Source organism: Pseudoalteromonas sp. SR45-6 (genome assembly GCF_014163545.1).
GTDB lineage: Bacteria > Pseudomonadota > Gammaproteobacteria > Enterobacterales > Alteromonadaceae > Pseudoalteromonas > Pseudoalteromonas rhizosphaerae.
This window is the reverse complement of the sequence record NZ_JACJDM010000001.1, coordinates 24076-37838: the sequence shown is the minus strand read 5'-3', so window position 1 is coordinate 37838 and position 13763 is coordinate 24076. Positions and strand designations below refer to the sequence as shown.

Sequence of the window (13763 nt, the reverse complement as noted above, 5' to 3'; positions counted from 1 at the left end):
GAAACAAGGAATATAGGGCGGCTAACTGCTGCTAAATAATCAGGCTGCTATGCCCACGCGTCGCCGGCGGCATTTGGTAACTTGATGCTGGTAGACTCGAAGTACATGACTTTTTCAAGGTCTTCTACGTAGTAGCAATCGTTGCGTGATAGGTAGTCCTCAACGCGCTTTTTCTTGGCGTTGTTTTCTACACTGGTACGCGTTGAGCCCGTTTGTACGTAGTGACTTAAGTTGTCAAAACTGGTGACTAAAATGCCGCGTGCGGGGAAAAACGGGATTTTGTAAGTCATCAAACCGCCGTAGGTATCAATCACCTGCTGCAATTCAATCTTGGTTTTTTCGCTTGGCGTATGGGCTTGTTTGGCGTAGAGCTTATTTTTATCGTGCGCTAATAACTCGTCGCCAATAATGGCTACCATATTTGCACGCTTATGCTCAGGAATACCTTGCAATGCGTCGTGCACCGCTTGGTCTAAGTTTTCGTAATCGCCATCGGCACCGATGCGAATTTCGCCAGCGGTTGCGCCTTCACTAATTGCACGCTCTGGAGCATCGCGGCGGATCAACTGCAACCAACCAATGTTTACATCGTTCATCATTGGGTAGGCTGTAATGTCGGTTGTATCGGCTACGTGTGTACCATTCCAACCAATTTTAATAATGTCGAGTGCGATTGCTTGGCGAACGTGGTTACGATAGCGATTATGAAAATCAGGGAACTTAGACCACTGATCCATTTTTACCCATGTGATATGAATGTCACATTCAACCGGGTAACAACGGTATTCACGCTTAGCGAGCTTTGATACGTCGCGGGTTTTACGCTCTTTGGTGTCGTCAGTTTCAACCCCTGCGCGGCCTGTAATACCACCGTCTACACTCATGATCACCGATTGACCAACAAGGTCATCAACCGGTGCGGTGTTGATCATCTGTAAAAATTCAGCTGACTCGTAAACGGCATCGTATAAACGCTGCTCTACTGTTGGCTCTACGTTAAATTGTTCGCTCATAGAGGTAACGCCGTAATTAACGGCCATGCCTGCCATAATGGCGACGAATAATTCTTGGGTTCTTGTCTTCATCTGCTTTCCTGCGTGTTGCTAAGTAATGTTAAGGTGATGCACTTACAGCAATTTGCTGTATTTGCCTTCTTCGCCTTCTGGTTCGTCGTCGGCGTCGGTTGTGCCACCCGCAGGTGTTTTTAATGCTTTTTCAAACTTATCGGTTAGCTCAGTAAGCAGCTGCTTAGTTGAAGATAATTCTTCTTTAACTTGGCTTAGCTCTGTGCTTTGCTCGCCTTCTGGCTGCGCTTCTTCAGCTTCCACTTGTGTGGTTGAAAACGAATCAAGCTTTGTTGTTAAGCCATCGAGCTTTTTACCAAACTCGGCAAACGGTGTGCCTAGCGCGTCTTTTAACGCGGTTGCGAATTCTTCTGGTTTCATGTCGGACTCTTCCTGATTGAATGATAATAATCGTTTAAAAAAGGGTTTTTTAGGTGGTGTGTCGATTGGCTCACATGACCCTAAATCAACGGTTAATAAGGCGACGTCCTTGTCGTCTGGTTTACTCTTACTACTGAAATGGATTCGGTCGGTGTAGCAGCTTGCTGGGTAGTCGGTCACTGCTAAGCCTGTTAGGTAGGTTTTGCCAGAGCCCATAAAATCGCGGCTAATTTCGATACTAAAGTAAACCGCTTGGTCTGCTTTGTTCAGCTCAACAAAGCCTTGATTGGGGGCAAGCACGGCGTATAAACACACAACGCCTTCTTCGTTTTCATAGGCTTGTACGCTTACTACATCGCCCAACATGCCGGGTATATCCACGTTATGCAGGTTTTTAGCGGCCCAGCCTGACCAATTAAATTCGTGATCAATATTAATGCGGGCGCCGTATTTGCGCGGGTTGTAGGTTTCTACTATGTCGGCTACGTCTTGCTCTGATATTTCACGGCCGTCAACGGTCATGCCTACAGCGGCAATCGATAACGGTTTAGTACGTAGTTGACCTGGCATAAACAACCCTTTTTAAATATGTGCAAATTAAGCGTATTGCTTTAAAGTAGTTGCAGTTTGCACCCTCTTTTTATTCCTTTCCAACGGTTTAACTTTTTGAAATTCCTATATTTAACTTTTAGGAATGGTTAGGTTTTTGACTGACAGATTAAGCGCTTTATAACGAATACACTGCCGCTATGGATTAATAAAAGCGGTGCAATATGAAGGCGAACTACGGACCAGAGATACGCAAAAAAGCACAAGACTTGTATGTTGTTGAAGGCTATACGGTGGATGAAATAGCCGAGCTTAACGATATGCCAAGTGCACGTAGCGTTCGCCGCTGGGCTGAAGCTGGTAAGTGGGAAGATATGTGCCCAAGCTATAATGCCGAAATGGCGTATAGCAAACGCATAAATGTACTGGCCGATAAAGACAATAAAACCGATGCCGACTATAAAGAGTTAGATTTTTGCACCCGCCAATTATGTGCACTTAATAAAAGCAAACTGGCACCCGCCCCTAAGCAACGCGCAAGTAATGACGATGCGACTAGCAATAATAACGGCGGCAGTCATAACAGTAATGATAAAAAATCGAAGAAGAAAAAGAAGAACGATTGCTCAGGCATTACGCTTGAAATGCTTAACGAGCTTAAAGACAAACTACTTTACCCGCACCAAAAGCATTGGTTTGATAACCAAGACCACCGCGCCCGCTTTATATTAAAACCCCGCCAAATTGGCGCAACTTTCTATTTTGCGTTTGAAGCCTTTTACGATGCTGTAGTGAATGGCCGTAATAAAATATTTATATCCGCGAGTCGCGACCAAGCCGAAGTATTTAAAGCCAATATTGTAGCCCTATGTCGTGAGCATTTTAATATTGAATTAACTGGCTCGCCGATGGTGTTAAATTTAGCCGGCGGAAAAACGGTTAAACTGATATTTAAGTCAACCAATGCGCGTACTGCGCAATCCGAATCCGGCGACTTATATATAGATGAAGTGTTTTGGATACCTAAATACAAAACACTGCGCGGCCTTGCACAAGCCATGGCCACGCATAAGCATTTACGTATTACCTACTTTAGTACACCAAGTGTTACCAGCCACGAAGCGTATGATCACTGGAATGGTAAATGGTTTCGTAAAACCAAAGCCTGCAACGATCCTGAATTTGCCATTGATGTTAGCCATAAAAACTTAAAGCATGGCCTGCTGTGTGACGACGGCATTTGGCGCCAAATGCTCACTGTGCACGATGTGGTGAACTCTGGCTTTGACCGCATTGATATTAGTGTACTTGAAAACGAATACTCGCTAGATGAGTTTAATAACTTGTTTATGTGTAAGTTTATTGATGATGCACACAGCGCGTTTAACTTAAAACAACTGATGAACTGTGTAGGCGATTCAACCAAATGGACTGACTTTGATTTAGACGATGAGCGCCCCTATGGTTTAAAACCTGTCGTTATTGGGTTTGATCCTGCCCGCTTTGGCGACAAAGCCAGTGTTGCCGTGCTCAGTGCCCCGATGAAACCCGGCGAAAAATTCCGCCTGCTTGAAGCAATCGATTTAAGCGGCAATGACTTTGAAGCCATGGCCGCTGAAATAAAGCTCCTCACCGAAAAATACAACGTGGTACATATTGGCGTAGATACCACCGGCATTGGTTACGGTGTGTGGGAGCTTATCACTAAGTTTTACCCTAACGCAGAGCCTATCCATTACAACCCAATTATTAAAAACCGCATGGTGATCAAGGCAATCAACGTTATTCAAAACCGCCGTCTTGAGTTTGACCAGGACGCGGTAAATATTGCCAGCTCATTTATTAATATTCGCCGCAAAGTGGTTGGCGACCAAATTACCTATGCCACAAACCGCACCGCCACCACAGGCCATGCCGATATTGCGTGGGCAATTATGCACGCCATGTTATTTGAACCACTCGACGGCAACGCCCTTAACCGTCAAACCTCTGTAGGAATTGCAGCTTAATGACCAAACCACGATTACAAGTAAGTAACGGCCAAGCGCCTAACTACAATCAACGCACCACAATGACCGATTCATTTAGCTTTGGTGATCCCGAGCCATGTTTAGACAACCGGCTAACCGATTACGTTGGGGTATTTAGCGACAGCAACGGCATTTATGCACCGCCCATTAGTTTGCACGGCTTAGTTAAATTGCTGCGAGTTAATGCCCAGCATGGGCCCATACTCTACTTTAAGCGCAACATGATCTTAAAGTGGTATAAGCCTAACCCACTATTAAGCCACCAAGCCCTTAGCAAGTTTGCGTTTGATTTACTGTGGAGCGGTAACGCGTATTTACAGATTATTAAAAACGCCTTTGGCCAAGTCATTAAACTGCGCCATTTACCCGCCCTCACTATGCGTTATACAGATAAACGCGGTGTGTATGCGCAATTAAGTAATCAAAGCCATGAGCCTATTTATTTTAATGCCGGTGAAGTTATCCACGTAAAAGAGTATGACCCAGCTCAAGGTATTTACGGCATACCGCAATATTACGGTGGTATTCAATCCGCGTTACTCAATGAAGATGCCACGCTATTTCGCCGTCGCTACTACAAGAACGGCGCACACATGGGCTTTATATTTTCAATGGCCGACCCGTTCATGAGCCTAGAAGATGAAAACGCACTTAAAAAAGCTATTCAAGACAGTAAAGGCGTGGGCAACTTTAGAAGTTTGTTTTTAAACTTTAGGGGGCAAAAAGCCGATGCTGAAAAGTCGTTAAAAATAACCCCAGTGGGTGACATATCAACTAAAGACGAATTTGAGCGCATTAAAAAAATTACCCTTAACGACATGCTCAGTATGCACCGTGCACAAGAAGCACTTAGCGGTCAATCATCTGGCGACAGCCCCGGCTTTGGTGATTTAGACAAAATCACCCGCGCCTATTACAACAACGAAGTTGTGCCCCTGCAGCAAGATGTATTAGGGATCAACAACTATTTGCCTACTGCACAGCACATTGATTTTAAAGAGCCTGAATATTCAGACCTAAACCCAACACCTAAGGAAAGCGCATGAGCTGGATTGATGTTATCGAATTTATAAAACAATGGGGGCGATTACTTATGTTGAGTTTTTTAGCAGCCGCAATCCAAATGTATTTGAGCAAACGGCAGTTTACGTTTTTTCATTATTTTATGAGTGTGCTGATTGCGATATTTGCAGCCTACCTATCAGCCATGTTTTGTGAGTGGCGCGGCTTTGATGAAAACCTAAAAACAGGCGTGATTGGGGTAACAGCCTACGCGGCCCCGCATTTACTTGAAGGGTTCGACAAGCTAATTAAAGCCTTTAGCAAAGACCCAAAAGCATTTATTAAATTGATCAGGGGGATAAAATAATGGGATGGCTTAAAACACTGGTTTCATTTATCACAGACCCAATAGCCGATTTAACCGGCGGCTATGTTGAGCGAAAACGCATTGCGGCTGAAATGGCCGCAGACGTAGCACGCGCAGAAAACAATTTTAAAATTGCCCAGTTTGAAGCGAAAGCAAAACGCTGCATGCAAGCCGAGCAAAACGACGCGGACTATGACTTGCTTGTGCTGAAGAACCGCGACAAAACAATGATGGATGAAGTGATCATTTTATTCTTTTTGGGTTTGTTTGTGTGTCACTTTATCCCCGCAATGCAGCCGTATATGCAAAAAGGCTGGCAAGCAATGGGCTATAACGGCGCGCCCTGGTACTTTGAATTTGTGATAGTGGGTATTGCCGTTTCAACGCTTGGGTTAATGCGATTGTTTAGAGCGTTTTGGGGTGGTCGGGAAAGGAAGAAAAGCGCTAGTTAAGAGCTAGCGCTTGTACCAGATTACTTATTATAGTTTTATTACTTGGTCGTATTATTTATTATCCTACCATGTTGGTTTCTTAAAACAGTTAACCAGGGTTCTGGCTTTTCTGTTTGACTAAAAACTATATCCTTAATCGCTGAAGATTCTAACCACAATAAAGTACCACCACTAGACTTAACTTGAACCAATTCATGACCTTTATAGTAGGCTTTATCTAAAAAGCCAAAAACAATATTTCCTTCTCTTAGGGATAAACAATATGTATCAAGTCCCCTTATTTCAGGCTTATTATTGCTATATTGTTCATCGATAAATTCTTCCCAATATTTTTTTTCAGGGCATGCTGAAACACCAAATTTAAAAGAAATATACTTAGGATCCTCTTTTAATTCAGTAAAGCATTTATTTTTATCATCTTCTTTCTTATAAGCATTACATATCATTTCAGCGATGGAATCGTTAGCCAAACCTGAAAATGATATAAAATAAACCATAACCATTATTATAAATTTCACTAGGTTTTCCTTACGTTTGTAAAATTCGCTAGATAGGTCTTCTTAATGTTTTAGTAAACTTCTTTTTCCATTAAACATACTTAGCAAATTTGTTTACATTATGCCATTGATTGTTGAAATTCTATGTTGTAGGAAAGATAAATTAGTGTCCACTACCGTCTAATTAGCTTACTTTGCCATTCATTAACTCTTTCAATACATTCTTCTATCCTAGAGGTTACGTTTTCGTTTCTATTAGCTAATGGGGTTATTGCTTCCCCATAAATTTCAGACATATAACAATGCTCATTTTCAGTACTGCGTTTACTGGTACCGATATGATCAATCTCTAATTCAAGCCTGTTAATTATTCTGTTGGTATGCTTTTCTAAATCATCGTCTGAATAATCAAGGCTGGTTAGTAACGAATTTAACTCAACAAATAAAGCATCAACTCTTTCTTTTATTAATTCTAATTTCATATCCTGCCTTTTTGAGTACCATTCAATTTCTAATGCGTTTTCAAATTTACCGGCAACAACTTCAAGACGCTTAAGTGCCCTTGTAAAATTTGGTCCTTGCACACCATTAAGCGTTGCTGCATTGGTCTTGCTGATACCACGAACTAAGTAATCACTGAGTGCTGCTTTTATATCTTCACTGGTACTTTTACCAAACGATAAAAGCGCATCTAATCGCTCTTGGCTTTGTGAGCCTTTATGCAAATACTTCACAATTTATTTATCACTTAACTGATAATAAATTAATGATATTTCAATATTAGGTAAATCACCAGCTATTTGATCTTTTTGTTGTCACTTTATTGCCAAACATTGTCACTTTTTGACAATGCGATCTTTTTAAAATTACTTACAGATCCTTTTACTGGGCTGGCTGGCGATTAATGATGTGTCACAGTGGTTGTCAATTTGACGCGTTTTTTGCACGAAAGCGGAAGGCGAGGAGGAGTGAATTTTTCAGCTTTTTGGTTCTTGGCAGCTAGCCTTACGAGTCAACTAAATATAATGCTTTGTGCTTTAGAGCGGGACTGACTCGCTGATTAAGTTAATGATAGAGGAAGTAGTAAGGAATACTGAGGTTGATAGTAAAGCCTACAGTCAATTTAAACTATTTATAGGCATTTATTGTTCAATTCTACTATATGTTGCGTCTGAATTTATATGTGGCTTGTAGTCATAATGATATGTAATTATTTCACGCGCCACAGCAGGAAACTCTATAGCTTCATCTTTCTTTCCCATAAAACAAATTGCTGCTACTTTGCAGATATCTTCCTGTTGTCTTTGGATGTACACATCTGGTGGTTCAGAAATATTGCATTCACCTTCATCAGCCCAATCACCCTCAAGGCTTATTTTTTTTACATACACGTCAAAGCCCTTTTTCAAACCAAGAGCCTCACGAACTTTTAGTAAGCATATACCTTCCACTATCAGATATTTCGATTTTTCATTAATAGCTTGACTAAGGCTATCTAACTTTAAACTGCCAAAGTAAGAACCCTGACTCGGGACCAAGTAATCATCAACATGAATAACATTGTACTTTAATTTTTTTGCTAGCACTGTTGCCAAATAACTCTTTCCTGAGCCATCCTTTCCATCAATCCAAATTATTGTAACTGCCGATAAATACCTAATATGCTTAATTAGATCTTCCATGCCTTACTCACTCATAAATATTGCTGCATAATGCTCCCTGCCACTAACTACCTTAGACACACTTAAAGTGAAGGGCCTGACTTACTATTTAATAATTTTCTTCTTCTAAATCAAGATTAATATTAATGTGTTTTGACTTATCAGGGTTAAACAAACCATCAGCAATATATTCATAATAGTCTGGCTGCCAATGGATTTGACCAGTTTTAACTCTTTCACCCCATTCATCCCATTTTTTCTTATTATCTGATGCATCATAAGCTTCACTAAAACTAATACCGTGAATTTCTTTAAATCGCTTGTTAAATTCGATGTTCAATAATCGCTCTTTATCTTCTTCGAGTTTTCTAATTTTTGCATCTTTTGCACCCGATTCTTTAACTGCTATGTAAACAATTAAAACTATAAACCCACAAACTACGGTTTCAACAATTCCACCCATCATTAGTCCTTTAAATTTATTTAACTTATGCGCAAATTTTACAGCAGCTTTATAATTTGTCACAAACTAAATGACTGTATATAATTACAGTGTACTTTTAACGATTGGTGAAATTATGGCGCGGGTTACTTGTCCAAATTGTGAAGCTAAAGCAATAATTACGTCTCGTGAAAAGCAAAGCGCGCATGTCGTTAATTTATATTGCTCGTGTACTAACACTAAAGAATGCGGGGCTACGTTCCGCATTACCCAATCTTTTGATCACTTCTTAAATCCTCCTGTAAAAAGCACCCAAGAACTGGCCGCGGCGCTTATTAAAAATTTACCTCGAGAACAGCAATTAGAGTTAATTGGGCTTTAATTTGATATTTTTGAATAAATTATTTCTAACCTGAATCAGTCTGTCTCTCAGTTCATTTTGATCAGATTGAATCGTAACGCCACCTTTTAACTCTACACTTTTTTTAATGTATTTATTATAAAAGTCTATTTCTAGCAATCCTTTTTCAACCCAGCCTAAATATTTTTTTAGCTCAATAGGATCTCGCAAATCTTTATCTTCATTTACTAAGTAATATGAAAATTTAAGTAGTTCATCAATGATATTGATTAACTCATAAAATGACTCTGGGTAACCCCTCTGGTTATTAGAATATATAATGATATAGTTCATTTTTACTGTAAGGTTATTTTTTAATTTTTTCAGATCGGAAGATCTTTTTTTAACTCTATCACTGACCTCTTTACTAACATCATAATTACCATGAATTAATTTATAAATATCAACTCTTAACTTTATAGAACCTCTTTCTATTGTCTTTAACAATTCTGGAATAATCTCTAAAGATAACTCACCAAGAGCCTCTAAAATTATTTTGTCATGGTGACTTCTAATACTCGATTTGTAGGCAATCACCGCAATAAATACTGCCGCTATAGTAAATAAGCCACCTAAAAAACTACCAGCATTACCAAACTTGCTCGCTAATCCCATAGGGTCAATAAAAATTACAACTGTGCCAGCAATACCGATAGCTATTACAGCGATCCAAAAATAAACTTCCCAGTAAGGTGATTTTAAATCGTCCATGTATTTATCTAGCTTTTTAAGCATTTCATTGAATCCATTTTTACAATTGCGTATCTATATAACATTCGGCTGTACGCAAAGTCTATGAATTTCAGGCATAAAAAAGGCCGACATCCGATGTCAGCCTTTTTTAGGATTTGAAGTTTTTAACTATAAAATAGTCACTTTAAAGATAGTCCCTTTTATGGGGTTTGCAAATTTATTATTCAATACTTAATAGCGCGGCCATGATTGTTTGGCGTTCGCCTGGCGGTAGTGCTTTATAATTATTTGCCCAGCGCTGGGCTTTTCGCTGTATACGCTGACGATCGGTAAAATTATCACCCGCATAGGTATGATAATGCACGTCACCTGGTTGGTAGTTAAGCCATATTGTTTCAGTACGAACGCCGCCGCGTGTCATGGCTTGAAAGTCTTTTCGCCACCAATCTTTTAGCATTTCGTTATAAAGTGAGTTGGCGTAACCCGATATTATAATTTTAACGTCATCTGGGTTTTGCTGTTTTGCTGCTGTTAGTAAACGCTGGTGATCGGCCTCTGTCAGTTCGTGTTCATAACGGGCGTTACTGGTTCGGGTTTCTGGCATGTATGGCGGATCAAGATAAAGCTGTGTTTTGCAAAATGGCTTAAAGTTTTCTAAGTACTCTATGGCACAGCCGCAAATTTTGTTTTCTGGTACCACATAGTTAAATTTGTCTAGCATGGTTTGTGACTTATCAATCACCACGTTATATTTAGCCGGCGCTTTCTTTTTGAATACAACACCAGTCCCTAAGAATAGTTCGCCGTAAAATTCATGCGGAGCCATTACATTAATAATTGCCTGATAAACACCACTACCACCTTTAGCGCCTAAATAGCTTTCGTGTTCTGATTTATTTGTCATTTGTATTCCTTAGCTGCTGGCATAGCTAAATTTATCTATTGTGGCCAACACAGTTAAATTTAACTATGCGACCAGGTGGCATAGTTAAATTTGTCTGTACTCGAGTGATAGTACTTCATAGTTAAAAATGGCTGTGCTTCAGTTAATCTGATTCTTTCTTTGGTTTAACAACTGAATGATAAATCCAGTTGCGGCGTTTTACTGTTGGCTTCATGCTTGCGCCCCAATTAATAAACTTGGGCGTTTAAATAACAGCGCGGTGTTTTGTAATTTATCTATAGTCATTGTGCGGCCATCGATGGCGGTTACTTTTACCCGTTTAATTGGGTTTTGCTCTATCACGACTTGGTAACGGGGGTTGGCACATATATTTTTAATACAACGGGCACCGTGTTTGGCTGAGCAACCAAACTCACGGCCTAGTAATAGGTCGTTGTAAAAGAGCCCTGTTGATAGCATTTTTTCTGCTGCTGAGTGAGTATTCATAATGTCACCTGTTGTTTTGGTTGTGGTCTGTTAGTTACTGCAAATACGTTGGCGTTAGGTTCTTGTTGGTAGCCGGTGCAAATTTCGGTAGCAAATACGCTGTTATTGGTTTTACTGCACTGGCCGTATTGGGTTTTAGGCGCTGGCTTATCGAATTTTGTAATAAACGGGCTGTGCTGATCCTCTGCATAACCTTTTGGGCAAAACGCCTGACAACTAATGCATGCCTTTGGCATATCTACTTTTGAGATTTGAATAGTCATGTTTTCTCCTACGCCAGTTGATCCAGTGCCCACCAGTCGTTATCACTAACTGCTGATGCGCTGCCGTTGTTTACTAAAATTGCTAAGTCCCAATCGCCAATGGTGATTAAGCCTCTATTATTTCGTGTTGGAATAAGTGTTGTGCGTCCGTCTATCTCTGCATGCTTATAAACTTGCGCTATAAATTCGCGGGCTTTGTTCCAATCTTCATCGGTGACTAACCAACGGCCATCTTTTAAGCTGTTAGTTTTGGCTGTTGCCTCGATCGCTAAACGTTTTTCATGCTTAAGTTGCGCTGCGTCGTCTAAAACTTGTAATTGGCCGTCTCTAATTTGGTAAATTTGGCCGTTTGTCGCGATCCTTTTCCCGCTATTTAGATCCTTTATTAGATCATCAAGGTCATTTTTTGAAGAGCCCACCATATCGAGTAACAACTCGGCGCTAGAGCCCACGGCTATAGGCGTACAGTTATTACCACTAGACCAAGATAGGTCGGCTGCGCCGACGTTGGTGCTAGCCTTAGCTGCGAGTTTTTCTGCTGTGCCCTTGAGTTGCCTTGTCCATTCGATAAGGCGAGTTTTTAAGCTGGTTAAATCTGTTACGTTATGCACGTTGTTAAACAAACGTGTAAGTACGGCCTTGTAATCAATGTTAGTCACAACACCTTTAATGCGGCGCACTACTTCGGCGTAGTCGTTGCCCATTGGGGTGTCTTCGTACATTGATTTAAAGTTAGCGGCGCGGCCAATACACATGCCGCCCTGTAGTTTTACGTAGTCTTTCCAGTTAGCGGTATCGGCAGCATGGCGAATAGGCTCTATGATTTCGTCTTTTACAGCGGTGCGCATGCGTCGCAATTCACGATAAACGGTGACGCTTGGTGAGCCCTGAAACTGAAATTGTCGAATATTCCACGTGCTCGCCCAGGCTAAAACGGGGTTAGCCTGTTCTTGCAGGTTCTCGCCTGTTTCAGCGTCTATGTGATCGGTCAGCATATAACCATCAATATTTTTACTGATGTATTTAGCAATGTAGGCCGCTGCACTACCCTTGCTTTTGTCGAGCTTTACAGCGTCAAAGCGTGGGCTGAATGTACGGTAAAATTTGGTAGGCGCTTTATGGTTTTTCGCCTTAAACTTTTTAGGTTCTCTGTGTTCAGCTTTGGCTTTTTCGGCTTCTTCTTTATTGCGCTGTATAGCTACTTCGTTAGCCTTCTTTTTAGCAAAGCCCCAAGCGCTACGCTTTTGTTTATACAGCTTGAATAAGTGGGTTTTCTCGGTATGAGCACGATATTTAACACAGGCCTCAACCGTTTTTATATGTGTGCCGTGTGTGTTTATATCTACAAATTTGTTGAATACTTTGGCTCGAGTAAGCTCTGGGCCATAACGATCGTAAAGCTCGGTTTTGTCTTCTTGGATAAAGTACCACCGCAAAATAGCGTTAATTTCTTGAAGCTTGTTTTTTGGCATGAAAAGCATCATGTGCCAATGCGGGCAGCCGTCAGCGTGCGGCTCAACTACACGCACACCAAAGTATTTAAGGTTGCGGCGGTTAAGCTTAGAACGGGCACGCGCCCATGTTGTAGTTAAATAATTTTGTGCGTCTTTAGGGGTTGAGCCGTCCCACGTACTTGCATTGGCATGAAAACGTGCAGGGCACGTAATGGTGTAAAACATAGCAACATAGCCCATTTCGTCGGCTAGTTCTTCGGTTTCACGAATGCGCAGCATTAACTCGTTACGGCGGTTAGCTGGGTTTGCCATGCCGCTTTTTACGGCTTCAATCAGGTCAATTACATCGCCGTCACTGCTTTGTAATTCCATCATTTCTAAGAACTGACGGCCACTGGCTTGGGCAAAGCTAAATTCACGCTGTGCTTGTTTTGATGAATATGGGCTAATACCACGGCGTTTAGGCTTTTTGCTTTTTTTGTCGTGGTAAAGGTCTTTACCCACTTGACCGGTGGCAATTTCAAGCAGCTCTAAAAACTGTTTGCGCAGGGTTTTTAATTGCCGTGCCCACCACTTGTCGCAGTGCATTTTAAGCAAGGCAATTTCAAAGCATGCTGGCGGTAGGTCATCTTCACGCATGTTATAAAACGGCACATTCACACCAAACGATTTAGCATGATCGGCTACTGCTTCATACGTAAGGCGTACTATTTTTTCATAGCTTAGGCGTTGGTGTTCTTCGCTTACATCAAGGGCAATTTGCACACATTCCATGGCAAGCGTGCCTGCGTGTTTTTTGGTTTTTTCAATACTGCTTAAAATATGCCACGGCAATGGCATATTTTGAGTAATACTAAACAGCACGCCAAAGCGTGGTTTTAACCTGGCAATAGTGCGGCGCAGCCATGTATTTGCACGGAACTGGCTACCCGCTTTTTTTTGGTTATAACGATCAATGTACTTACGAGCCATGCGACTTTGCAAAGGCACAGGAACGCTTTGTAAACCACGCGCTAAAAAGTTGCGGTCGTCGATATCGTTAATAGACGAAATTAAGCCCTTAGCTATACCAGATAGTCTAAGGGCATCAAGATCGAGCGGTCTAGGGTTAGCCATTT

General features: G+C 41.2%; 16 protein-coding genes. 5 read left to right on the top strand and 11 right to left on the bottom strand.

Features of this window, described 5'->3' with window-relative positions:
* Positions 1-47: 47 nt before the first annotated feature.
* Together H5158_RS00220 and H5158_RS00215 are read right to left on the bottom strand one after the other, a co-directional pair.
* A complete protein-coding gene (locus H5158_RS00220; RefSeq protein WP_182719427.1) occupies positions 48-1085 on the bottom strand; it encodes a phage major capsid protein, P2 family in 1038 nt (345 codons plus the stop codon).
* Positions 1086-1127: 42 nt separating this feature from the next.
* The gene (locus H5158_RS00215; RefSeq protein WP_182739194.1) at positions 1128-2015 is read right to left on the bottom strand and encodes a GPO family capsid scaffolding protein; all 888 of its coding nucleotides are present in this window, start codon (positions 2013-2015) and stop codon (positions 1128-1130) included.
* Positions 2016-2218: 203 nt separating this feature from the next.
* Between H5158_RS00215 and H5158_RS00210 the strand changes: the two genes are divergently transcribed.
* From H5158_RS00210 to H5158_RS00195, 4 genes are read left to right on the top strand one after another with little or no spacing between them, the layout of a single operon-like run.
* A complete protein-coding gene (locus H5158_RS00210; protein ID WP_182739193.1) occupies positions 2219-4003 on the top strand; it encodes a terminase large subunit domain-containing protein in 1785 nt (594 codons plus the stop codon).
* Positions 4003-5070 (top strand): phage portal protein, encoded by a 1068-nt coding sequence (locus H5158_RS00205; protein WP_182739192.1) that lies wholly within the window; start codon positions 4003-4005, stop codon positions 5068-5070. Before H5158_RS00210 ends, H5158_RS00205 begins: the two co-directional genes overlap by 1 nt.
* The gene (locus H5158_RS00200) at positions 5067-5393 is read left to right on the top strand and encodes a phage holin family protein (protein WP_064435750.1); all 327 of its coding nucleotides are present in this window, start codon (positions 5067-5069) and stop codon (positions 5391-5393) included. The genes H5158_RS00205 and H5158_RS00200 overlap by 4 nt, the downstream gene beginning before the upstream one ends.
* A complete protein-coding gene (locus H5158_RS00195) occupies positions 5393-5845 on the top strand; it encodes a hypothetical protein (protein WP_182739191.1) in 453 nt (150 codons plus the stop codon). Before H5158_RS00200 ends, H5158_RS00195 begins: the two co-directional genes overlap by 1 nt.
* A gap of 38 nt (positions 5846-5883) precedes the next feature.
* Here H5158_RS00195 and H5158_RS00190 read toward each other — a convergent pair whose 3' ends face one another.
* From H5158_RS00190 to H5158_RS00175, 4 genes are all read right to left on the bottom strand, one after another.
* The gene (locus H5158_RS00190; protein WP_182719432.1) at positions 5884-6363 is read right to left on the bottom strand and encodes a hypothetical protein; all 480 of its coding nucleotides are present in this window, start codon (positions 6361-6363) and stop codon (positions 5884-5886) included.
* A gap of 152 nt (positions 6364-6515) precedes the next feature.
* The gene (locus H5158_RS23230) at positions 6516-7076 is read right to left on the bottom strand and encodes a hypothetical protein (protein ID WP_259398567.1); all 561 of its coding nucleotides are present in this window, start codon (positions 7074-7076) and stop codon (positions 6516-6518) included.
* 408 nt (positions 7077-7484) lie between these two features.
* On the bottom strand, positions 7485-8024 hold the full coding sequence (locus H5158_RS00180; RefSeq protein ID WP_182739190.1) for a hypothetical protein: 540 nt from the start codon (positions 8022-8024) through the stop codon (positions 7485-7487).
* A gap of 88 nt (positions 8025-8112) precedes the next feature.
* Entirely contained in the window at positions 8113-8529 is a 417-nt protein-coding gene (locus H5158_RS00175) for a hypothetical protein (protein ID WP_182719434.1), read from the bottom strand.
* Between the two features lie 7 nt (positions 8530-8536).
* Between H5158_RS00175 and H5158_RS00170 the strand changes: the two genes are divergently transcribed.
* Positions 8537-8827: an ogr/Delta-like zinc finger family protein gene (locus tag H5158_RS00170; RefSeq protein ID WP_310736691.1), complete on the top strand. Its 291-nt coding sequence runs from the start codon at positions 8537-8539 to the stop codon at positions 8825-8827.
* Here H5158_RS00170 and H5158_RS00165 read toward each other — a convergent pair.
* From H5158_RS00165 to H5158_RS00145, 5 genes are all read right to left on the bottom strand, one after another.
* Positions 8813-9580, bottom strand: a complete 768-nt coding sequence (locus H5158_RS00165) for a hypothetical protein (RefSeq protein ID WP_182739189.1) — start codon at positions 9578-9580, stop codon at positions 8813-8815. The genes H5158_RS00170 and H5158_RS00165 overlap by 15 nt on opposite strands.
* Positions 9581-9758: 178 nt before the next feature.
* A complete protein-coding gene (locus H5158_RS00160) occupies positions 9759-10442 on the bottom strand; it encodes a DNA adenine methylase (RefSeq protein ID WP_182739188.1) in 684 nt (227 codons plus the stop codon).
* 210 nt (positions 10443-10652) lie between these two features.
* A complete protein-coding gene (locus H5158_RS00155) occupies positions 10653-10928 on the bottom strand; it encodes a hypothetical protein (protein WP_182739187.1) in 276 nt (91 codons plus the stop codon).
* Positions 10925-11191: a hypothetical protein gene (locus tag H5158_RS00150; RefSeq protein ID WP_182739186.1), complete on the bottom strand. Its 267-nt coding sequence runs from the start codon at positions 11189-11191 to the stop codon at positions 10925-10927. The genes H5158_RS00155 and H5158_RS00150 overlap by 4 nt, the downstream gene beginning before the upstream one ends.
* Positions 11192-11199: 8 nt before the next feature.
* Positions 11200-13761 (bottom strand): replication endonuclease, encoded by a 2562-nt coding sequence (locus H5158_RS00145; protein ID WP_182739185.1) that lies wholly within the window; start codon positions 13759-13761, stop codon positions 11200-11202.
* Positions 13762-13763: the final 2 nt, after the last annotated feature.

Excerpts from the sequence above, each read along its gene's own strand:
- H5158_RS00220 (WP_182719427.1), bottom strand. The coding sequence starts at position 1,085 with ATGAAGACAAGAACCCAAGAATTATTCGTCGCCATTATGGCAGGCATG.
- H5158_RS00215 (WP_182739194.1), bottom strand. The coding sequence starts at position 2,015 with ATGCCAGGTCAACTACGTACTAAACCGTTATCGATTGCCGCTGTAGGC.
- H5158_RS00210 (WP_182739193.1), top strand. The coding sequence starts at position 2,219 with ATGAAGGCGAACTACGGACCAGAGATACGCAAAAAAGCACAAGACTTG.
- H5158_RS00205 (WP_182739192.1), top strand. The coding sequence starts at position 4,003 with ATGACCAAACCACGATTACAAGTAAGTAACGGCCAAGCGCCTAACTAC.
- H5158_RS00200 (WP_064435750.1), top strand. The coding sequence starts at position 5,067 with ATGAGCTGGATTGATGTTATCGAATTTATAAAACAATGGGGGCGATTA.
- H5158_RS00195 (WP_182739191.1), top strand. The coding sequence starts at position 5,393 with ATGGGATGGCTTAAAACACTGGTTTCATTTATCACAGACCCAATAGCC.
- H5158_RS00180 (WP_182739190.1), bottom strand. The coding sequence starts at position 8,024 with ATGGAAGATCTAATTAAGCATATTAGGTATTTATCGGCAGTTACAATA.
- H5158_RS00170 (WP_310736691.1), top strand. The coding sequence starts at position 8,537 with ATGACTGTATATAATTACAGTGTACTTTTAACGATTGGTGAAATTATG.
- H5158_RS00165 (WP_182739189.1), bottom strand. The coding sequence starts at position 9,580 with ATGCTTAAAAAGCTAGATAAATACATGGACGATTTAAAATCACCTTAC.
- H5158_RS00160 (WP_182739188.1), bottom strand. The coding sequence starts at position 10,442 with ATGACAAATAAATCAGAACACGAAAGCTATTTAGGCGCTAAAGGTGGT.
- H5158_RS00155 (WP_182739187.1), bottom strand. The coding sequence starts at position 10,928 with ATGAATACTCACTCAGCAGCAGAAAAAATGCTATCAACAGGGCTCTTT.
- H5158_RS00150 (WP_182739186.1), bottom strand. The coding sequence starts at position 11,191 with ATGACTATTCAAATCTCAAAAGTAGATATGCCAAAGGCATGCATTAGT.
- H5158_RS00145 (WP_182739185.1), bottom strand. The coding sequence starts at position 13,761 with ATGGCTAACCCTAGACCGCTCGATCTTGATGCCCTTAGACTATCTGGT.